The organism is Pontibacter populi (assembly GCF_019336435.1).
Lineage (GTDB): Bacteria > Bacteroidota > Bacteroidia > Cytophagales > Hymenobacteraceae > Pontibacter > Pontibacter humidus.
The window spans coordinates 283,852-305,110 of the sequence record NZ_JAHWXQ010000004.1 but is presented as its reverse complement, the minus strand read 5'-3'; the positions used below and the strand labels follow the sequence as shown (position 1 = coordinate 305,110).

The window sequence follows — 21,259 nt, the reverse complement described above, 5'->3', positions numbered from 1 at the left end:
TAAGAGATGAGATTTTTGTCTTTTGTCCTTTGTCAAATAGTCTTTCATCAAAAAGAAAAATCAATATGAAAAAACATATACAAGTAGTTGCAGCTATAGTTGCGGGTCTGGCTATAGTTGGTGCCAGACAGGTGCAGGCGCAGATAGCTGTTAAAGGCGAAACCGTTTATACCATGGCGGGCACGCCTATTAAAAATGGTGTTGTGCTAATAAAAGATGGCAAAATTGAAGCGGTAGGAGCAAACCTGCAGGTGCCGCAGAACTATAAAACCTATAGTGCCAAGGTGGTAACGCCTGGTTTTGTAGATGCCCACACATCGGTTGGGTTAGCCGGTATTTACAACGTGCCTGCCGACCAGCAACAACTCGAGAAAACATCACCCGTGCAGCCTGAGCTTCGCGCTATAGATGCGTACAACCCAAACGAGGAACTGATCGGATGGGTGCGCAGTCATGGTGTTACAACTATAAACACGGGGCATGCTCCCGGTGCACTGGCCAGCGGTCAGCTTATGGCTTTAAAAACATCTGCCAGTGGCTTTAATAACCTGCTCGATACTACCAGTATGGTGGCCTTTACACTGGGTAACCAGGTAGCCGAAAACTATAGCTCACCAAAAACTACGGCAAAAGGTATTGCCATGCTCCGGGCAGAGTTGCAGGCAGCGCAGGTTTACGCTAAAAAGATGGGTAACAAGGATGCATCGAAGCGGCCTGACCGCAACCTTAAACTGGAAGCCCTGAGAGCTGTGCTGAGCGGAAAATACAAAGCCCTGGTTACAGCCAATAAAGCGCAGGACATAATGGCAGCGCTGCGCCTGGCCAAAGAATTTAACCTGGATATGGTACTCGACGGTGCTTCGGAAGCATACCTGTTGGTTGATGAGATAAAAGCAGCCGGTGTTCCGGTTATAGTTCACCCAACAATGGCGCGGGCATATGGCGAGAACAAAAATATATCTTTCGAAACAGCAGCTATACTTGCAAAAGCCGGCATTCCGGTGGCCATACAAAGTGGCTTTGAAGCTTATGTGCCACGGGCGCGCGTGCTGCTGTTCGAGGCAAGTGTAGCCGTGGCCAATGGCATGAAACCAGAGCAGGCACTTGCCGCGCTAACTATAGTTCCGTCTAAAATAATAGGGCAGGACAAACGTATTGGCTCTCTGGAAAAAGGGAAAGATGCCGACATCGTGCTATTTGACGGAGATCCGTTTGAGTACACATCGCATGTTTGTACTGTACTGGTGGATGGTAAAGTAGTAAGCGAAGCGTGTATGTAGAAAGTCTGCAACTATAGATTTCGGAACTATAGTTAACTGTGATCAGTGCCTGCTGAAATTTTAGCGGGCACTGATTTTTTTTATAGTAACCTTTTTCTGCTTACCAAGTAAGTGTTGGGTGTTCAGTCGGGCTTTCCTGTGTTATAAAAGTTTCTCATCCCGGAGTTTACTGTCAGAAACAGATTACGGTCCGAAAGAATATTGAAAGTATATATACCTTGCTATATTTGTATCACCAAATCTAAAGTGTCTCTATCACAAAATATTAAAGACAAAATGAATTACGATAACATCGTTTCTTTACTTGGTTCTGAAGGAGAAAACCTACTTCAGTATGAAAGCAAAACTATTTCTAAAGAGCAGCTGCACGCGCCGGGCCCGGACTTCGTGGACAGAATTTTTGCTCAGTCTAACCGTAGCCCACAGGTGCTGCGCAGCTTACAGCAACTATTCGACCATGGCCGTTTAGGTGGCACAGGTTACCTGTCTATCCTGCCGGTTGACCAGGGCATAGAGCACACTGCCGGTGCATCGTTCGCACCAAACCCTATTTATTTTGACCCTGAAAACATCATTAAGCTGGCTATGGAAGGTGGTTGCAACGCAGTTGCCACAACATTCGGTAACCTAGCCATGATGTCAAGAAAATACGCACACAGAATTCCGTTCATTGTTAAGATCAACCACAACGAGCTGCTGACTTACCCTAACAAGTTCGACCAGATCATGTTCGGTTCTGTGGATGAGGCCTGGAACTTAGGTGCTGCAGCCGTTGGAGCAACTATCTATTTCGGTTCAGAAGAGTCTTCGCGCCAGATCATTGAAGTAGCTGAGGCTTTTGAAAGAGCACACCAGTTAGGTATGGCAACTATACTTTGGTGCTATGCGCGTAACAACGCCTTCAAAAAAGATGGTGTAGATTACCACGTAGCTGCCGACATTACTGCACAGGCAAACCACCTTGGCGTAACAATACAAGCCGACATCATCAAGCAGAAGCTTCCTGAGAACAACGGTGGCTTTACGGCTATCAACTTTGCAAAGTCGCATAAGGCGATGTATGATAAACTTACTACTGACAACCCGATTGATTTAGCGCGTTACCAGGTAGCAAACTGCTATATGGGCCGTGCCGGTCTGATCAACTCAGGTGGCGAATCTAAGGGTGAGTCTGACTTGGCAGATGCAGTGCGTACAGCTGTAATTAACAAGCGTGCGGGCGGTATGGGCCTTATCTCAGGTCGTAAAGCATTCCAGAAGGATATGAAAGTTGGCGTGGAGTTACTGAACGCTATCCAGGACGTATACCTGAGCAACGAGATTACATTAGCGTAATTTGTAGCAGAACTGCTGATAATTACATATTTTTGTGGCCTGCCTTTTTTTGAGCTCTCCGGAGCCTGAAAGGCAGGCCATATTTTTTGAAACGCCGGCCGGTTGGCTGCAAGTATAGTTATCACATTTTATGTGCCCAGTGCACGCTTTAAACTATGATGCCTTGGTTTAAAAGAGTAGAAAAAGGAATTCATACTCCTACTGAAGAGAAGAAAGAAACACCGGACGGGTTATGGTATAAGTGCCCTAGCTGCAAAGCTGTAACCAGCATGGCAGAGCACCGAAAAAACTTAAATACCTGCGTTAAGTGTAATCACCACGAGCGCATCGGTTCTAAAGAATACTTTGCTATACTTTTTGATAACAACGAATTTACAGAACTGGATACGGACCTGACATCAGGCGACCCGCTGGACTTTGTGGATTCCAAGCCTTACCCGAACCGTATAGTTGCCACTCAAAAATCTACTGGTCTGAAAGATGCGGTGCGCAGCGCGTATGGCAAAATGAACGGACAGGAAATTACGATTGCCTGTATGGACTTCAATTTTATTGGTGGTTCTATGGGATCGGTGGTAGGAGAGAAGATTGCCCGCGCTATTGACCATGCTCGCAAAACACGCACGCCGTTTATGATGATTTCTAAATCTGGTGGTGCGCGTATGATGGAAGCTGGTTTCTCGCTGATGCAGATGGCTAAAACATCTGCTAAACTGGCGTTGCTGTCAGAAGAAGGCCTGCCTTATATTTCGATGCTGACAGACCCGACTACGGGTGGTGTAACAGCATCTTATGCCATGCTGGGCGATTTTAATATTGCTGAGCCGGGTGCGCTTATCGGGTTTGCCGGTCCGCGTGTAATTAAAGAAACTATAGGCAAAGACCTGCCAAAAGGTTTCCAGAGTGCAGAATTCGTACTGGAGCACGGTTTCCTTGATTTTATAGTTGACCGTAAGGAGCTGAAGCAGCAACTGACAGACCTGCTAAGCATGATTTATGTGAAGGAAGCCAACCCTGCTCCGGCTAAAACACGCAAAACTACCAAAGCATCTTAAGTGCTTAAAATATAAAGTTTTAAAGCCTGCCATTTATTGTAATGGCAGGCTTTTTTATTGACAATAGTGGTAATGTGAGATTTATATATTCTAAAAACTAAATATTTTTTTGTGATTGCTTGTATAGTTTTAAGGATTTGATCGTTTGTGTAAAGCTGGCACTCGAATTGCAATAAGCCTTTGCAGCGAAAGCCAATTAAATAATTTATCATAAACAGTACAGTTACCGTAAACCTAATCTTTACCAATTTTAAGAAACATGAAAGCTTTAAAATTATCATTAACCTCGTTTCTAGCTGCAGCTATGCTGTTCACGTCTTGCCAGAGCACACGTCCGACAGCTGATAACTCAGGTACAACTACAGAAACCTCGCAAACAGGTACTACAGAAAAAAAAGGAATGAATAAAACTACCAAAGGCGGTATTATAGGTGCTGGCTCTGGTGCTGTTATTGGTGGCGTTATCGGTAACAAAATGGGTAACACTGCTGCCGGTGCTATTATTGGTGCTGCGGTAGGTGGTGCTACAGGTGCCGTTATTGGCCGCCGTATGGACAAGCAGGCTGAAGAGCTTGAGAAGAGCATGGAAAATGCAAACGTAGAGCGTGTAGGTGAGGCTATCCGTATCAATTTCGATTCTGGTATCCTGTTCGCAACTAACTCTGCCGAGCTGAGCGCATCTGCCAAGCAGGACATTGCTAAACTTGCCCAGACTTTAAAAGAGTACGAAGGCACTAACGTGATTATTGAAGGCCACACTGACAATACCGGTAGCTACGAACTGAACCAGAAGTTATCTGAGCGTCGTGCGCAGTCTGTGTTAAACTATGCTAAAAGCGTAGGTGTTGACGGATCGCGTTTACAGGCCAAAGGATATAGCTACGATCAGCCGATCGCTGACAACAGTACAGTTGCAGGCCGTAGCCAGAACCGTCGTGTAGAGATCATTATCATCGCGAACGAAGAAATGAAAAAAGCTGCTGAGAGCGGTCAGATAAAGTAACACTATAAACTATAGTTAGCTTTTAAAGCGCCTGTCAGCTTCGGTTGGCAGGCGCTTTTTAGTTAGATCTCCGGGCACGCGTATAACTAATGTTACGCTTTTTAAAAAACCTGTGAAATATTTTAGCCGTTAGAGTATACTATATAAGCTATATAAAGTAGTCAGCCTCAGTGGGATAGGTGATAGGTGCCAGGGCTGAGCATTGTTGAAAGCGCAGAAAGCGGGTGCAAAACCCGAACATTTTTGAAAATATGAAGTATGAACCTCAGAATCTAACGATTCGCTAATGTAGAATTAAACACAAATGCATATGAAAAGTATCAGAATTTATTTATCCATTTTGGTGATTTTTAGTTTATTGTTTTCGTCATGTGCCAGTAAAACAGGCAGCACAAGCGGAACAACAACTACTGAAAAAAAAGGAATGAACAAAACCGCTAAAGGCGGTATTATTGGTGCCGCTGGTGGTGCCGTAGTTGGTGGTGTAATTGGTAGAGCTACCGGTAACACTGCAGCAGGCGCTATTATTGGTGCTGCGGTAGGTGGTACAACAGGTGCACTTATTGGACGCCACATGGACAAGCAAGCCGCTGAGTTGCAGAGAGACCTTGAAAATGCTAAAGTTGAGCGCGTTGGTGAAGGTATCAAGATCACGTTTAACTCTGGTATCCTGTTTGCGACTAACTCGGATGCGTTACAGTCTAATGCACAAACAGAGATTTCGCAACTGGCTGCTACCCTTAAAAAGTACGAAGATACTAACATCCTGATTGAAGGCCATACGGATAACACTGGTACACGTGATCTGAATCAGCGTTTATCTGAACGTCGTGCCGAGTCTGTAGCCAGCTATTTATCCGGCCAGGGTGTAAGCCGCAACCGTATGACAACCCAGGGATATGCCTTTGACCAGCCAATTGCTGATAACAGCACTGCAGCAGGTCGCCAGCAGAACCGCCGTGTAGAGATTGCCATTTTCGCAAACGAGAAAATGAAGAAAGCCGCTGAGCGTGGCGAACTATAATAGTTTGATTAAAGTGTAATTTTGGTGATTTTTTCAGCCGCACTTTCAGGTGCGGCTGTTTTTTTCGCCACCCGTTTCCCCTTATTTTCAGTAATTTTTTATGAGACTATACTTAAAAATGGCTTTTCTGAGTGCGGCCATTTCGCTTGTGTTCAGTGCCTGTGAGCGCATGAGCCAAAGCAACAAACAACTTAGCCAGCAAGCGCTGGTTGCTCATCCGGTTGTTAAGTAATCAGCTACCAAATAGTAGTTGGGAAAAGGAGAAGCACAAGCTTCTCCTTTTTTGTTGCCGTTTTGTGTGAATCAGGATTTGGAGGTTTTACCTCACCCTGGCCCTCTCCTAAAAAAGGAGAGGGAGTTTTGTCTGAATCAGGATTTTCTGGATTGAAGGGTTTCCAGGATTGGGATTTTGATATAGTTCTATAGGCCCTTCTTCTCCGCTGGCGCGGGTTTGCAACCCGTGTCTAACTATGGGGTTGAGTTTGTAACTCAACTGGCCCGGCAGGGGGCAGGCAAGAGTAGTAGCTTTGGCTATAGTTTTATAGTTGGCGAAGTCCAACCACCCCTTTATCCCCTCCTTATCTTAGGCAGGGAGCTTTAGGCTACCGCTATAGTTGGAGTTATAATTCATAGTTGCGGTATCAACCCACCCCTGCCCCTCCCGAGAGGGGAATCTATGCTATTACTATAGCTTGAACTATAGTTCTATAGTTTCCGTTTGTCATCCCCCTTTCCCCCTTCAAAGGGGGACATATCTACTACTACTCTAATTGTCATTTCGACGAAGGAGAAATCTGGGTTTGCGATAGTTACACACCACGAGCAGGACAGGTTTATCTGTCCCTACGGAACTATCGCCCCGATAAAGCAATGCAACTATAGCAGCTACTTAAACTATAGTTTCTGCTATCGAACTGATCACAGTCTTTGGGTTGAGCGCCTTGTAGATTTGCGGTGCTGAAAGCATTGCGACGCAGGAGCAAAGCAAATGTACACCGCGCGATGCCCAAAGACGGGGCCTCCCGGCCGTGAGGGCACCAAAGCTAACTATAAAACTGTAGGTTTGTAGAGCTCCCAGGATTATAAGCAGTTATGAAACGAATACTTGATTCGAATTGCAAAAGACTTCAACTATAAGCTGAGATAGATTTCTCACAGCTGCGCTGGCTCTTTTCGACTCGCGTCTCAAGAATGTTCGAAATAACAAAATTGAACTATAGCCCAGACACTAGCAGGAGCTACGCACACTGCCAGGTCAGCAAATCATGATTTTATAGTTCGAGATGATAAACATCTATTTTCTAACCTTACGAACCAGTACCGTAACACTGATCGCAACAATACTTCCTAAGAAACCTAACCCAATATCTTTCTGTGCATCCCAGATATCGCCTTGCATCCCCAGGAAATCCATGCCTTGTTCTGTGCCGTGGTAAAGCAAATCAGCAACAGCCCACTCGATTAACTCATAGAACGCCCCTAACGATAATACTAACTCTATTGGTAGCAGGTAACTTAAAAAGCGATTCAGTTTAAAACCGCGTAGCAAAACTTCGTGGATGGGGTAAGTGAGCAGCAAACCAAATCCAAAGTGTACCATGCGGTCGTAGTTGTTGCGGGACTGGTTAAACTGGTGCTGAAGCCATTCTCCTAACGGGTTTTCGGTGTACTGGTACTGGCTGCCAAATACGTGCAACAGCAGAAACAGGAATATCAAACTATAGCTGGTATCTGAAAACCGGAAAATATTATAGAAAGCCACCAGGAAAATCAGCAACGATAAAGTAAGAATATTCTCGGTAAGCCAGTTGGTAAGATCAGGAGTGGAGAGGGCAGAGTAAAGCCAGAAAAGCAGGAACATACTTATGTATGCCATGTGCAGCGGCTGCCTCCGGAAAGGCTTTTGAACGATAGTTTGCCTGGTAGTTATGGTCATCGCTTAATTAAAGACTCTGCTTTATATTTAAAACTAATACCTGTGTTTTTACAAAATTGATGCACGGCGCGTATCTTTGGGTATTAACTTACAGGCAAACTATAGTTGCTCTAAACGTCCGAACTATGAGATTACGATTACTGGCAGTGCTTTACTTTGTGTGCTGGAGCCTTACCGCTGTAGCCCAGGAAAAATATTTGCAGGCTGGCCCGATGGTGGGTTACTCCGATATGCGCGAAGTTAAACTATGGGTACAAACCAAAGCGCCGGCAAAAGTAAAGATAAAGTACTGGGCTAAAGATAAACCGGGCGAAGTTTACACCACATCTGAAGTTAAGACGATAGCTGACAATGCAAACGCCACGCACCTGGTAGCTGATAAAGTAGAACCGGGCAAAAACTATAGTTACGAACTATACATCAACAACAAAAAGGTAAAACGTAACTACCCGCTCGAGTTTAAGACTCAGGAACTATGGCAACACCGCAAAGATGCTCCTGATTTTACCTTTGCTGTGGGCAGCTGTTTTTATGTGAACGATACACCATACGACCGTCCCGGAAAACCATACGGCAGTACCAGTTTCGAGATCCTGACATCGATACACCAGAAGAAGCCGGACTTTATGCTCTGGATTGGCGATAATACCTACCTGCGCGAGCCGGACTGGAACACTAAAACGGGCATTCAATACCGTTACACACATACGCGCTCTGTACCTGAGCTGCAGCCACTGCTGGGCTCCATGCACAACTATGCCATCTGGGACGACCACGACTATGGCCCGAATAATTCTGACCGCAGCTTCTGGGGTAAAAACCTGACACTGGATGCTTTTAAAACTTTCTGGGCTAACCCGAACTATATTTTCGAGAATGAAGGTATAACCGGGACCTTTCAGTGGAACGATGTGCAGTTTTTCCTGACGGACGACCGCTGGTTTAAAAGCCCGAATTCCCGGACTACCGACAAGGCTTACCTGGGCGAAGAGCAGCTTAACTGGCTGATTGATGCATTGCACAGCAGCTCGGCAACGTTTAAAGTGATTTGTGTAGGTGGGCAGGTGCTGAACCCGGCCGAAGAGAAGGAGAACTATAGCAATCACCCGCAGGAGCGCCAGAAGCTGCTGGATGCTATCGCGAAAGCCAAAATCAAAGGGGTGATATTTATGGATGGCGACCGCCACTTTACGGAGCTAACCAAACTGGAACGTGAAGGCACTTACCCGCTTTACGACTTTACTATTTCGCCACTTACCGCCGGTGTGTCTGACCCGAAGAATGAGCGGAATACCTTACGCGTACCGGGCACGCTGGTGCGTGAGCATAATTTTGGATTGGTAAGCGTTTCGGGGCCGGCAACAGACCGTGCTTTTAAAGTGACCATCTACAACGCGAAAGGCGATGAGATTTGGCAGAAAGAAATAAAAGCAGCTGAACTGAAGTAACCAAACTATAAGCTAACTATAGTTTAGGCCATTAGGTTTGGTTGGTAAAACACGAGCCGGATCGGGTTGTCTGATGGGCTTTGTGTAGGGTCGCAGTGGTAACCAAATACATCGTAGTTTTTAAGGTAAGGCAGTAGCTTTTTATAGTAGGTGTGCCCAGTATTTTCGGCGTTAAATGTTAGCTCATGAAACACGCAGGTGCGTAGCGGAGGAAGTTTATCCAGCCTTTCAAAAAGTGTTTCTGGTTTTCCTAAATCTCCCGAATAAGCAATGCGGTCTTCGTCCTCATCAAACACATATGCATAGGTTTGCATGCCTTCGGAGTGCTGGCCAAAAGTGTCGATGGCGGTTATGCCTTTAAATTGATCCAGTGGCACAAACTTAGCGTACTTGTCAGGGTTTTTTACCTGCGGCTCCAGTATGGCATACAGTTGTTTTTTCAGATGCTCGGAGGGGTAAATAATAACAGGGCGCGGGCTTTTCTCTATTATGCTTTTATAAAGCAGTAAGGTTGGCAGGCTTCCGATATGGTCGTTGTGCAGGTGTGTGAGCAGAATATATTCTACCCTGTTTATCAGATTTTTATGGATTAATGCCGGGAAAACAGTAAAGCCGCAGTCGATTAGAATATTCCTCTCTCTGAACTTAAGCAATGCTGCCGAGTTCAGGTAATTTACATCAAATGCGCCGCCGGTTCCTAAAAATTTTATCTGCATACAAAGTCTGTTCGTGAAGCAATCCTGCCAAAATGCCTAAAGCATATAGCGTACAAATCTGCAAATAGTTGTATTAAAAGTTCAAGACTGGTGTGGGCGCAGATCGCATTATAAACTATAGTTACAGGCTATGAGCAAATGTTTTAAGGCAAAGAAGCAGATTTGAGATTAACTGATCAACTATAAGTGCGTAAGAAAATGTGCAAAACTATAGTTGCTCATGGACGCACACGAACTACCGCCGGAAGAAAAAACACTGCTCACACACGAGCTCCTGAACAAGGCCTACAAGCGCCTGAAACTGGAGAAGCGCCGCGACCACATGCACGAGCTGATCTCCACGATGCTCTCGCACCGCACCAACCACAAAGACGAGGAAAAGGCTTTTTATACCATGCTGGAGCGTTTCGGGGACTGGGAAGGTGTGATGAACGCTGATTTTGAAGAGCTGGCCGACGCCATACAAACCACCCGCTACCCCGGCCAGAAGGTTCCGCAGATACAGCAAACACTGCGGATTATAAAAGAAGAACGCGGCGAGTTCAGTATCGATTTCCTGGAAGACCTGCCTGTAGATGAAGCGATGGACTGGCTGACCAAGCTGCCCGGAGTAGGACCCAAAACTGCCACTTTGCTATTGCTTTTTAACTTTTATAAACCGGTAATGCCCGTAGATACGCACGTGTTCCGGATAAGCCAGCGGGTGGGGCTGATAGGAGCCAAAGTCACCGCCAACAAAGCCCATGACCTGCTGCTGCACATGCTCCCCGAAGATCCGGTAGAGCTATTCAACTTCCATGTGCACATGCTGCGCCACGGGCAACGCGTCTGTACATTTTTTGCGCCTAAATGCGAAGAATGCGTGCTGCATAACATCTGCAATTATTACCAGGATGTGCGGTTTAAGGGAATTGACAAAGCAGCGTAACGGTAAACTATAGTTTCTATCTCAGGACCTTATAGAACAGGTAAGGTGCAGTGCCAACCCAGATCGGAATCAATACCCAGATGCGACCCTGCATAAGGTTGTAGTCTTCCAGCATCTGTGCCCACGTTTTCCCTGTCATATATCCCATCCCAAACTCGAAGATAAGTGTTAAAACAAGCCAGAGGATTCCTGTAGTTAGGGCTTGCTCCGAAGTAGCTGGTGGATACGTTTTAATTACAAACCAGATGTAAACTGCAAAAAGCAAAAGGAGTGTTATAGTTGAGATCTGCCGGCCAGCTAATTCGCCCACATAGTTCTTATACCAAAGGTCGCGTGCCGTTCCGTTTATTACAGCCAGCACGATCATCGGAAACCAGAGTAAAAAGTATTTCAGCATAGTGGTTTACAGATTGAATGGTTTGGTAGTAGGACGTTCCGGAATTCTAAACTATAACTGGAGCAGGTGTAACTATAAGTTCATAGTATAGCAGTTCCTCATCGCTGTTGGGCAACTGTACCGTTTTCAGGAATCGTAAGCCGAGCTTCTCCAGTAGCTTCTGCGACGAGGTATTCTCTTTAACTGTAATGGCACCGATGCGGTTCAGACCAAAAACTTCTATGGCAGCGCGCTTAACTTCTGTGGCAGCCTCCCGGGCATAACCTTTGCCTTCGTGTTCGGGCAAAAACGCAAACCCAATATCTATTCCTTCCAACCCTTCGCGGTCGTAAAGGCCACAATTACCGAGTTTTGCCCCATCATCTTTCCGGGTAACCGTATAGTTGCCGTAGCCTAACTTTGCATACTGCGGCAGCATCCTGTTCCTGATGTACTCCTTTGCAGCTTCCAGGGTATGCACTTTCCGGTCGCCAATATATTGCAGCCATTTGGGTGTGTTCAGCAGTTCCAGCACAAAAGCAGCATCGTCTTCGGTGCTTGGTATAAGCAAGAGACGCTCTGTTTCGAATGATCTATAGTTGGGCATAGTTAGATTGTGGCGGAGTTAAGTCCTGTATAAAAAAGGCAGCTTTATTTGCAAAACCCTTTAAACCTAATATTGAGTCTAAATAGGACTAAAGCCAGCTTTACATGTTTCAGCTGCTCCTTTTTATACCTTGTTACTTGTCGTGGTTATAATGGTTTTACAGGTATGCACATATCAAATATATGCAGCTTTTGTGGATGCTTCTCCGCCTCATTCAAGTGGTTTATGTAAAAATTTCTATTATCTGGTTGATACCCATTAGCTGGAAACCAATCTTCAAAAATATAATCCCATGTTGAAAAACATTCGGCCATCGTTGCTTCTTTATGCACGACCGCATACATACCACCTGATAGGGTCGTTCTCCCGATGAAACCTTCACCTTCAGTCTCTTCCGGCACTGTCAGGCAAACATCCGCCTGAATCATACCTTCCAAGTTAGGATTACTTCTATAAACAGTTAACGCTTTAGTTTCAGGGAAATTGACCAGCCCCCTTGGAGCTGCCCACCTCATCAGTGCGTCGAACATTTTTCCAAATGTTTCGCTATCATGCAGGCGGATATTGAGATTCCTTACATACACCACATGTAATTCAGATAATTCTTTCACTTCTACTTCAATAGCTTTGCCATTGTCCATACTCATAGTTTTTAGGTTATAAATTTTGGAGGCAAGGTACTGTTGTGTTTCTTTTTCCAGACTACCTATGTTGCTGTCTTGCTTACAATTCTTGCTATTTTCTTTTTGGTGGCTGTCTCTAAACTCAGTAGCAGTAATACCATGCACTTCTTTAAAACTCCTAAAGAATGAAGTTTCAGTAGCAAAGCCGCTTTGATAGGCAATATCTGAAATAGGGGTACAAGGATTATTGATTAGGTAAAACATAGCCCTTTGTACCCGGGCGTTTTTGATAAAGTTATTTAATGTAGTGCCTGTTAAGGCCTTGAAAATGCGATGGAAGTGAAATTTTGAGAAGTTCGAAACCTCTGCCAGTTTATCGAGTGATAAATCTTCGTCGAGATTGGATTTAATATAATCAATGGCTCTGTTGATTCTGAAAAAATATTCGTTTAAAGACTGTTCTTTTTTCAATCTGATCGTGCTATTCATTTACTTTTCCATAACAGCTAACGTCTTGTGCAGCTGATGGGCGAGGCGGAGCCGAGCATAAATGCTGCACCTTGTTACCTGCTGGTATTTTTAAGTGTTTGAAGTTACTGTTGACACTAATTTGCAAGTATCACATTTAAAGTCATAGAACCCATGCAACGGTTTATTTAAATTCCATTGCTTGCCACACTTTGGGCATGGTTTAGATAATTCGTCTCCTTTTATTTTCCTGTAGTTGAATAGGTAATAATAAGTTGTAATACCTGTTAACTCTTCTACTCTTTTACAAATCTCCAGCCCTTGCTTAGAAAGTTGGGAGCTCAATTCCTGCATTTGGTTTAAGGCCCAACGCTCTCCAACTTCACAATTCATTTGTAAGGTATCACAGCTCTGGTAGTTCGACTCCCAACTCAAGATAGGCATATACCCAAAGTCAGAGTACTTGGGAAGTCTGTATAATGGAACTGCTTGGTTACAAGTACCACAGGTTATTGGTGATTGAATTGTAATGTAGTTAGTGATAAGAATGTAAAGCCTCGGCTTTTCACACTTACAAGTACCTTGGTAGCTTTCATAGGTTTTGCCTACTGTTCTTACCTGAAGTTCTGATCCACAGATGTTTTCTAACTTCTCAATCTGCCTATTGACATAAAAGTTATGAAACTCACTGTTCAGAGAATTCTTTTCATGAGAGAAAGGCAAGCAAACTATCCTGTTGTGGTCGATAAACTGGGATTCTATTTTACCTTGAGTCTGTCCGTTACTGCGGAAGTGAGACATAAGCAAATTGAACTCGTCAACAAGTTCATCCTTATTGGCTTCAGTTTTTATGTCTATTGCTACTTCTTGAACGTACATTTTATACTTTTTGCTTATAGGTAACTACCGGATAAACGACAACATACGCTTATCTGCACTATGTATGTAGTTGGCTTTATAGTTTATCATCATAGTTCTACCTCAATATAGCATTTTCAAACTATAAAACATACTCCAACTTCGCACCCGATTCACTCACATCCAGCACAGCTTCTCTTCCGCACACCAAGGCTAAATTCAGCGGCTCGTGGCCAACCGGGAAATCGAAGCAGACAGGGTAATTGTACCTGCCGGTATGCTCTAAAATAATTTCGTAAGCTGTTTTGCCAAAGGGAATGGTGTTGTCTTTCATGTCGCTCATATCGCCAACTATAAGCCCGGCCAGGTTGTGAAGTTTGCCGCTGCGGTCGAGGTGCACCAGCATGCGGTCGATGTGGTACAGGTATTCGTCAAGGTCTTCGAGAAACAGGATCTTACCTTCGGTGCTGATATCGGATTTTGTGCCGGTAAGCGTGTGCAGCATGGATAGGTTTCCGCCTACCAACTGGCCTTGGGCAGTGCCGGTTCGGTTAAAAGCATGTGGCGCTGAACTATAGTTTAAGCTTTCGCCAAAGAGCACTTTACGCAGGGTTTCCACAGAATCAATCGTTTCTTCGCGGCCAAAGAGCACTGGCATAATGGCGTGTATAGTTTCGATGCCCAGGTTATGGATGTGGCTGTGTATGGTAGTAACGTCGCTGAATCCAACTACCCATTTTGGCTGCTTCCGGAACTTCGAGAAATCTACCTGGTCGATGATGCGGGTGGTGCCGTAACCGCCGCGTGCGCAGACGATGGCTTTTATAGTTTCATCGTCGAGCATCTGCTGGAAGTCCTGCAAACGAAGCGCATCGTCGCCGGCAAACTGGTTATAGCTAGCATCTATCGTTTGGCCCAGAACCACCTGTAAACCCCAGTTTTCAAATGTCCGGATGGCTGGCGCAAGCTCCTGAGTGGTGATTTTTCGGGCTGTAGAAATAATGGCGATGCGGTCGCCGGGTTGCAGGGGTAGTATCATAAAAAGTGTAAACTATAAGCAGCTGCCAAGTTAGGGATTTCCCGGAAAGTTTGCAGGTGTCAGGGTTTTTAAGGAAATTCAGGAGCTAAATTAAATCTATCTGGCCGGAAGCAGCTTCTTTTTCTGCGCAGGCCGCACATCATTCACCTTATTTTATGCCTGCACTACAAGAAAAAAAATCCGGCATCGACAGGTTTCTGTCTGTGATAGAACGTATCGGAAATGCCCTTCCACATCCTGCCACTTTATTTGCAGGTTTTGCGTTGCTGGTAATTATACTCTCATGGGTAGCCAGCCTTTTTGATATGGCCGTAGTACACCCCGGTACCGGCGAAACGGTAGCGCCTGTTAACCTGGTCTCTGCCGAAGGGCTGCACATGATCCTGACACGCATGGTAACCAATTTTACTGGCTTCGCGCCGCTGGGTACGGTACTGGTGTCGTTGCTGGGGATCGGTATTGCCGAGGGAACAGGCCTGATTGGGGCAGTACTGCGCCTAGTAGTGCTGGCTTCGCCAAAGCGGCTGCTTACATTTGTAATCGTATTTGCGGGCGTTATGTCTAACACCGCATCAGAGGTTGGATATGTGCTGCTGGTGCCACTGGCGGCTATCATTTTCCTGGCGGCTGGCCGTCATCCACTGGCTGGTCTGGCTGCGGCATTTGCAGGTGTATCGGGTGGTTATAGTGCCAACCTGTTACTCGGTACCATAGATCCGTTGCTGGCTGGTCTTTCCACAGAAGCAGCCAGGATCATCGATCCGAACTATGCGGTTAATCCAGCTGCCAACTATTATTTCATGTTCGTGTCTACGTTCCTGATTGCTGGTTTAGGTACCTGGGTAACTGAAAAAGTAGTTATACCTAGACTTGGTGAATATACCGGCGATGAGAAACCTGAAAGTATTGACCGCCTGAATACACAGGAAAAGCGAGGCATACTTTACGCTGGCATAGCTGTGCTGCTGATGGTAGCTTTTATACTCGGCGGCTTGATTCCGGAAAATGGTTACCTACGCAACCCTGAAACTGGTGAGATCCTTCATTCACCGTTCATGTCGGGTATAGTTGCGTTTATCTTTATACTGGCTGGCGTGGCTGGTATTGCGTATGGCATAGGTGCTAAAACTATAAAGAATGACAGCGATGTAATGCGCGGCATGGCCAAGTCAATGGAGACACTGGGCTCTTATATTGTACTGGTGTTTTTTGCAGCGCAGTTCGTGGCCTACTTTAACTGGACAAACCTGGGGCTTATATTAGCCATTAATGGTGCTGAAGTGCTTAAAACAATGGGTCTGAGCGGTATTCCACTGATGATCATGTTTATCCTGGTAGCAGCTTCTATCAATATGGTTATGGGTTCGGCATCAGCTAAGTGGGCTATTATGGCGCCGGTTTTCATCCCGATGTTCATGCTGCTCGGCTATACGCCGGAGTTTACGCAGGTAGCGTACCGCATCGGCGATAGTGTTACCAACATTATCTCTCCAATGATGTCGTACTTCGCCTTAATTGTGGCTTTTATACAGCGCTATGATAAGAAAGCAGGAATCGGTACAGTGATCTCCACCATGTTGCCATACTCCATTACCTTCCTGATCGGCTGGATCATCATGTTCATTATCTGGATATTGTTGGGGCTGCCAATTGGCCCGGGAGCCGAGTTGTATATGCCGAAGTAAATAATAAAATGACAAAACAAAACCGCCGGGAAACCACCATGCTTTCCGGCGGTTTTGTTTTGTCATTTCGTATACCCCGCTGCTGGTGCGACAGGGACAAGCTTACCAACGGCTTTGCCTATAGTTGCCTATACTTACTATTTGAACCAAGCCTTGCTTTCAAATATGCTTCAATCCTGGGAGCTCTAGGTACCTACAGTGTTATAGTTGGCTTTGGTGCCCTCACGACCGGGAGGCCCCGTCTTCGGGCATCGCGCTGCTGCTTTCCTGCTACCCTCGTGCCTCGGGCTGCCTCACGGCACCGCAACAAAGCAAAGGCGCTCAACCCAAAGACTGAAATCTTTCTCATAGTTATAGTTTGTCTATAGTTTGAGCCGGTCAGCTTCGAGCTTTATCGGGATGATTGTTTCGAAGGGACAGGTAAACCTGTCCTGATCGTGATAAGTAACTATAGACTATAGCTTGGAAATTGGTATCGGCAGCAATTGTCCCCTTGAGGGGACTACAGGGGTGTTAAGGCAGAAGCTATAGAACTATATCCACCAACTATAACTATAGCCAAGATTCCCCTCCCGGGAGGGGTAGGGGTGGGTTAATTGATGGCTATGAAACTATAGCTGCTTTACCTAAGAGAGAAGCCTTCGGTTTGCGGGTGTTCTGCGGAAAGTAAAGCTGTTACTTCTATTTCTACCAGAAGCTCCGGGTTTATAAGCGCACTTACCTGCACCATAGTTGAGGCCGGTTTTATAGTTCGGAACACTTCGCCATGCGCGCGGCCAATCTCTTCCCATTGACTGATATCGGTCACAAACATGCGGGTGCGCACTACGTCTTCCATTGTTGCGCCAGCTGCTTCCAGGGCTTTTTCAATCTTCTGAAGAATGAACTTTGTCTGCTCGTACGCATTGCCTTTTCCAATGACCTGGTCGCCATCGGTAGCGGTAGTGCCTGCCACTTCAATTACATTGCCTACCCTCACAGCACGACTATAACCGATTATATCTTCCCACACAGCGCCGGATGAAATGTTTTGCCTCTTCATAAGTTTGAAAGTTTGGATGTTAGAAAGTTAAGGAAGATCAGCGGTCTAAATGTAGAAAAACTATAGCTTAGTTAATTCATTCTGCCCTGCGTACTTTATACTAATTCTTAATTCATAATTTTGAATTCATAATTCACCAAAAATGCTCCTGAGAACCAGACCTGTACTTTGCAACTATTACGTTACCTACCGCTGTAACGCAAAGTGCTCGTTCTGCGACATCTGGGAAAAACCATCGCCTTACATAACCATAGATGATGTGCAGCAGAACCTGCGCGACCTGAAGAAACTAGGCGTACAGGTAATTGACTTTACGGGTGGCGAACCACTGCTGCACCGGCAGATCGACGAGATGCTGGGCATGGCACACGACATGGGCTTTATCACCACGCTCACCACCAATGCCATGCTTTACCCGAAATTTGCCGAGCGGCTGAAAGGGAAAGTGGACATGCTGCATTTTTCGCTCGACTCGGCTGACAAAGAAAAACACGATTTAGGCAGGGGAGTGGCCTGTTATGATTTTGTGATGGAATCGGTAAAGGTGGCGAAGGAGCTGGGCGAACGGCCGGATATTCTTTTCACAGTTTTTAAGCACAACCTACACGAGCTGGAGGAAGTGTACCGAACGATAACGCAGCCAAATAAACTGGTACTTATCCTGAACCCGGCCTTTGAATATAATGGGGTAGAAACCGGCGAACGCTTAACGGAAGAAGAACTGGAATACTTGTCGGCTTTTGGCAAACGGAAAGGTGTGTATCTGAACGACGGTTTTATTCAGCTCCGCAGAGATGGCGGAAACCATATCAGCGATCCGGTCTGTAAAGCTGCCACTACCACTATCGTTATCTCCCCTGAAAACGAACTGGTATTGCCCTGCTACCACCTGGGCGCTAAAACCTACCCGATCAATGGCAATCTGCACCAACTATACTATAGCCCTGAAGTAGAGAAACTGAAGCAACTGGAAGGGAGGCTGCCAGCATGTGAAGGCTGTACGATTAACTGCTACATGCAACCCAGTTTTGCCGTAAACCTAAATAAATACTTCTGGAAAGCCCTGCCCAGTACCCTGAAATACAACTATAGCAAAGGCACCTGGAAGAGACTGCTGAAGGCTTAATTGTTAAATTGTTGATTGTTGGACTTTTGATGCGGTTGGCAATATGTTTACTTGGGTAACCATTTAACAATTCAACACTAAACAATTAAACTATAACTTTACCACCCATTCATAATTCCTCATTCATAATTAAAAAATATGCCCATAATACTTCCGGTAAAAGGCCTGTCGCCACAGATTGGCGATGATACGTTTGTCGCAGAGAACGCAACTATAGTTGGCGATGTGATAATGGGCCACGAGTGCTCGGTGTGGTTTAATGCCGTGATTCGGGGAGACGTGAATTCGATACGGATCGGTGACAAAACCAACATACAGGATGGCGCCGTGATACACTGCACCTACCAGAAGGCCGCTACAACGATTGGCAGCAACGTGTCGGTAGGGCATAATGCCATCGTGCACGGTTGTAACGTAGAAGATAACGTGTTGATCGGTATGGGTTCTATAGTGATGGATAATGCCGTAGTGCAGAAGAATTGTATCATTGCTGCCGGGGCTATAGTTCTCGAAAATACCGTGTGCGAATCGGGTTGGATCTATGCGGGTATCCCGGCTAAAAAAGTGAAGCAGCTAAGCCAGGCGCAGATTGACGGCCTTGACAAAGTAGCTAACAACTATGTAATGTACAGCAGCTGGTTTACCGGTAAAGAGTAAAACAAAAAACACCTGCGCTGCCGGATTATAGTTGGCAACGCAGGCGTCTGTTATTTTTATAGTTCAATCTTAATGCTCGGGCATGTCTTTGATAATTGCCTCTTCGCGCATATCTTCTTTTATTCTGAACAGCACCGATATCAGGCTTCGTTCTGATTTCTCGAGCACGCTGATCTCATATTCATTAAAGTCTATCGTGTCGCTGATGTCTTCCGGAATCTGGCCGTAAAGTACACTCACCAGTCCGCCAACGGTTTCGTAATCTTCGCCTTCAGGCAGGGGGTAAGGTAAGAAGTCGTTTGCATCCGAAATAGGGGCCGAAGCGCTTACTTTATATTCATAGTCGCTTACCAGCTCTACCAACGGCACCTCCTCATCGTACTCATCCTGGATTTCGCCTACCAGCTCTTCAATAATATCTTCCATGGTCACGATGCCCGATACGCCACCAAACTCATCGGTAACTATAGCTATGTGCATATGGCGGCGTTGGAACTGCTTCAGCAGGCGGTTGATCTTCTTGGTTTCCGGTACGAAGTAAGCAGGTCTGATCAGTTTCTCAAGTACCACCGGCTCACCCATGCGGATAATGCTCAACAGGTCTTTAACATACAACACACCAACTATATTATCGATGTTGCCGCTGTAAACAGGCAGGCGCGAGTATCCTTCGTTAAAGATGATCTCCATCAGGTCATGCTCACTGATGCTACTGTCAATGGCCACCATTTTGGTACGCGGCACTAATATCTGCTTCACCATGCGCTCATTAAACTGGAACACATTTTCTATCAGTTCGTGCTGCGAATCCTGAATGGCACCCCCTTCAGCGCTCTGCTCAAAAAGCAGGCGCAGCTCTTCGGCGGAGTGTACTTCTGACCCGTGCAACGAGCGTATGCCCATAGACCGGAGTATGAAATTTGAGAAGCCGTTGAGCAGCCAGATAAACGGGATGAATACAATGTAGAAAAACCGTAGCGGCAGCGCAATAGCCAGCGTGGTAGACTCCGGGCGTTGTATAGCCAGCGATTTTGGAGCCAGTTCACCAAACACAATGTGCAGTACAGTTATCAGGGCAAAAGCAATTGGCAGGGCAATGCTATGGGCTACCTCAGGGCTTGGCTCAAAACCGAAAGCGGCCATTAGGTTTATGATGATCTGCGACACAACGCTTTCACCAATCCAACCTAAGCCCAGCGAAGCCAGCGTAATACCCAACTGTGTGGCCGACAGGTAAGCGTCGAGGTGCGTGATCATGTGCTGTGCCAGCTTCGCCATTCTGTTACCAGCCTGGGCACGCAGTTCTATCTGCGACGACCGGACTTTTACAATAGCAAACTCTGCTGCCACGAAAAAGCCATTGAGCAGTACCAGGAATATAGTCAGGAAAATATTAAATATCATAGTTTATATTAGGGAGCTTAAGCTACTACAGCTGTAAAATTAACTAAAATACGATGTTAACCTACAAATGTATATAGTTTAGAAAATATTGCCGGCTATAAAAGCGGTGAGAACTAGGCGGATAGGGCATAAAAACAGAAAGGTGCCGTGGGAGGCACCTTTCTGTTATATATACGTTGGCATCAAACTATGCCTGCAGCGCAAAAGATGCCTTGGCGGTTGTAAACAACTCGTGGGCATTAGCAGAAGTTAACCTTGGAAGAAAGATCTTCTTTGCTTCATCTTCTGAAATCAGTTTGTAAGTGTTTGATGCCAACGTATCGAGGAAGGGATTGCAAAAAGAATATATATACTCATCCGTCATGGTTTTATAAACTACATGAAAGTTATGTTTCTCGTCTCTGACAAGTTTCATAGCCTTAAAAATGTAGTCAAACACTCTTCCGCATTCTGTCTGCAGTAGTTGTTGCTCTGTATGCTGTAGACTTTGTTTCATTGTGTTTTGTTGGCTGAGTTATATTAATTCTTATTTACTCTACATTCAAAATTAATTTAAAATTCCTTCCCGCAAACCGGCAAATCAAGCTACTGAGTAAACGACGGCACTGAATTGGTATACGTGCCATAAATAAGGGTAAAAGTTATAGTT

22 protein-coding genes are annotated in these 21,259 nt (G+C 45.5%); 11 read left to right on the top strand and 11 right to left on the bottom strand.

What is annotated here, in order from left to right; all coding sequences use genetic code 11:
• Positions 1-65: 65 nt before the first annotated feature.
• From KYK27_RS15160 to KYK27_RS18460, 6 genes are all read left to right on the top strand, one after another.
• Entirely contained in the window at positions 66-1,280 is a 1,215-nt protein-coding gene (locus KYK27_RS15160) for an amidohydrolase family protein (protein ID WP_199111034.1), read from the top strand.
• 276 nt (positions 1,281-1,556) lie between these two features.
• Entirely contained in the window at positions 1,557-2,615 is a 1,059-nt protein-coding gene (locus tag KYK27_RS15155) for a class I fructose-bisphosphate aldolase (RefSeq protein WP_162428567.1), read from the top strand.
• A 158-nt stretch (positions 2,616-2,773) separates the two neighbouring features.
• Positions 2,774-3,670 carry an acetyl-CoA carboxylase, carboxyltransferase subunit beta gene (accD, locus tag KYK27_RS15150; protein WP_199111136.1) on the top strand — a complete coding sequence of 299 codons (897 nt, stop codon included), beginning with the start codon at positions 2,774-2,776 and terminating at the stop codon, positions 3,668-3,670.
• Positions 3,671-3,929: 259 nt separating this feature from the next.
• On the top strand, positions 3,930-4,673 hold the full coding sequence (locus KYK27_RS15145) for an OmpA family protein (protein WP_233150467.1): 744 nt from the start codon (positions 3,930-3,932) through the stop codon (positions 4,671-4,673).
• 310 nt (positions 4,674-4,983) lie between these two features.
• Positions 4,984-5,697 (top strand): OmpA family protein, encoded by a 714-nt coding sequence (locus KYK27_RS15140; RefSeq protein WP_199111032.1) that lies wholly within the window; start codon positions 4,984-4,986, stop codon positions 5,695-5,697.
• A gap of 100 nt (positions 5,698-5,797) precedes the next feature.
• On the top strand, positions 5,798-5,929 hold the full coding sequence (locus KYK27_RS18460) for a hypothetical protein (RefSeq protein ID WP_255532161.1): 132 nt from the start codon (positions 5,798-5,800) through the stop codon (positions 5,927-5,929).
• Between the two features lie 1,062 nt (positions 5,930-6,991).
• Here KYK27_RS18460 and KYK27_RS15135 read toward each other — a convergent pair.
• Entirely contained in the window at positions 6,992-7,633 is a 642-nt protein-coding gene (locus tag KYK27_RS15135) for a DUF2238 domain-containing protein (RefSeq protein ID WP_199111030.1), read from the bottom strand.
• Positions 7,634-7,758: 125 nt separating this feature from the next.
• Between KYK27_RS15135 and KYK27_RS15130 the strand changes: the two genes are divergently transcribed.
• A complete protein-coding gene (locus KYK27_RS15130; protein WP_199111029.1) occupies positions 7,759-9,081 on the top strand; it encodes an alkaline phosphatase D family protein in 1,323 nt (440 codons plus the stop codon).
• Between the two features lie 23 nt (positions 9,082-9,104).
• On the opposite strand, the gene KYK27_RS15125 is transcribed toward KYK27_RS15130, so the two are convergent.
• Entirely contained in the window at positions 9,105-9,797 is a 693-nt protein-coding gene (locus KYK27_RS15125) for an MBL fold metallo-hydrolase (RefSeq protein ID WP_199111027.1), read from the bottom strand.
• A gap of 220 nt (positions 9,798-10,017) precedes the next feature.
• Between KYK27_RS15125 and KYK27_RS15120 the strand changes: the two genes are divergently transcribed.
• Positions 10,018-10,725, top strand: a complete 708-nt coding sequence (locus tag KYK27_RS15120) for an endonuclease III domain-containing protein (RefSeq protein WP_199111025.1) — start codon at positions 10,018-10,020, stop codon at positions 10,723-10,725.
• A 16-nt stretch (positions 10,726-10,741) separates the two neighbouring features.
• Here the strand turns inward: KYK27_RS15120 and KYK27_RS15115 are convergent, their stop codons facing one another.
• The 5 genes from KYK27_RS15115 to KYK27_RS15095 form a co-directional block, all read right to left on the bottom strand.
• Positions 10,742-11,122, bottom strand: coding sequence for a hypothetical protein (locus KYK27_RS15115; protein ID WP_199111024.1), 381 nt, complete (start codon positions 11,120-11,122; stop codon positions 10,742-10,744).
• Positions 11,123-11,168: 46 nt separating this feature from the next.
• Positions 11,169-11,708 carry a GNAT family N-acetyltransferase gene (locus KYK27_RS15110; RefSeq protein ID WP_199111022.1) on the bottom strand — a complete coding sequence of 180 codons (540 nt, stop codon included), beginning with the start codon at positions 11,706-11,708 and terminating at the stop codon, positions 11,169-11,171.
• A gap of 146 nt (positions 11,709-11,854) precedes the next feature.
• A complete protein-coding gene (locus tag KYK27_RS15105) occupies positions 11,855-12,820 on the bottom strand; it encodes a GyrI-like domain-containing protein (RefSeq protein WP_199111021.1) in 966 nt (321 codons plus the stop codon).
• A 90-nt stretch (positions 12,821-12,910) separates the two neighbouring features.
• Positions 12,911-13,678 (bottom strand): Zn-ribbon-containing protein, encoded by a 768-nt coding sequence (locus KYK27_RS15100; RefSeq protein WP_199111019.1) that lies wholly within the window; start codon positions 13,676-13,678, stop codon positions 12,911-12,913.
• Positions 13,679-13,799: 121 nt separating this feature from the next.
• Complete coding sequence (locus KYK27_RS15095) at positions 13,800-14,696, bottom strand: LD-carboxypeptidase (protein WP_199111018.1); 897 nt, start codon at positions 14,694-14,696, stop codon at positions 13,800-13,802.
• Between the two features lie 155 nt (positions 14,697-14,851).
• Between KYK27_RS15095 and KYK27_RS15090 the strand changes: the two genes are divergently transcribed.
• The gene (locus tag KYK27_RS15090; protein WP_199111016.1) at positions 14,852-16,381 is read left to right on the top strand and encodes an AbgT family transporter; all 1,530 of its coding nucleotides are present in this window, start codon (positions 14,852-14,854) and stop codon (positions 16,379-16,381) included.
• 193 nt (positions 16,382-16,574) lie between these two features.
• Here the strand turns inward: KYK27_RS15090 and KYK27_RS15085 are convergent, their stop codons facing one another.
• Together KYK27_RS15085 and KYK27_RS15080 are read right to left on the bottom strand one after the other, a co-directional pair.
• Positions 16,575-16,730 (bottom strand): hypothetical protein, encoded by a 156-nt coding sequence (locus tag KYK27_RS15085; protein WP_199111015.1) that lies wholly within the window; start codon positions 16,728-16,730, stop codon positions 16,575-16,577.
• 273 nt (positions 16,731-17,003) lie between these two features.
• Positions 17,004-17,423 (bottom strand): RidA family protein, encoded by a 420-nt coding sequence (locus KYK27_RS15080; protein WP_199111013.1) that lies wholly within the window; start codon positions 17,421-17,423, stop codon positions 17,004-17,006.
• 142 nt (positions 17,424-17,565) lie between these two features.
• On the opposite strand from KYK27_RS15080, the gene KYK27_RS15075 reads away from it, so the two are divergent.
• A complete protein-coding gene (locus KYK27_RS15075; RefSeq protein ID WP_199111011.1) occupies positions 17,566-18,549 on the top strand; it encodes a radical SAM protein in 984 nt (327 codons plus the stop codon).
• A gap of 138 nt (positions 18,550-18,687) precedes the next feature.
• Positions 18,688-19,206: a gamma carbonic anhydrase family protein gene (locus KYK27_RS15070; RefSeq protein WP_199111010.1), complete on the top strand. Its 519-nt coding sequence runs from the start codon at positions 18,688-18,690 to the stop codon at positions 19,204-19,206.
• 69 nt (positions 19,207-19,275) lie between these two features.
• On the opposite strand, the gene KYK27_RS15065 is transcribed toward KYK27_RS15070, so the two are convergent.
• Together KYK27_RS15065 and KYK27_RS15060 are read right to left on the bottom strand one after the other, a co-directional pair.
• Positions 19,276-20,610, bottom strand: a complete 1,335-nt coding sequence (locus KYK27_RS15065) for a hemolysin family protein (protein ID WP_199111008.1) — start codon at positions 20,608-20,610, stop codon at positions 19,276-19,278.
• A 187-nt stretch (positions 20,611-20,797) separates the two neighbouring features.
• A complete protein-coding gene (locus KYK27_RS15060; RefSeq protein WP_233150466.1) occupies positions 20,798-21,025 on the bottom strand; it encodes a hypothetical protein in 228 nt (75 codons plus the stop codon).
• Positions 21,026-21,259: the final 234 nt, after the last annotated feature.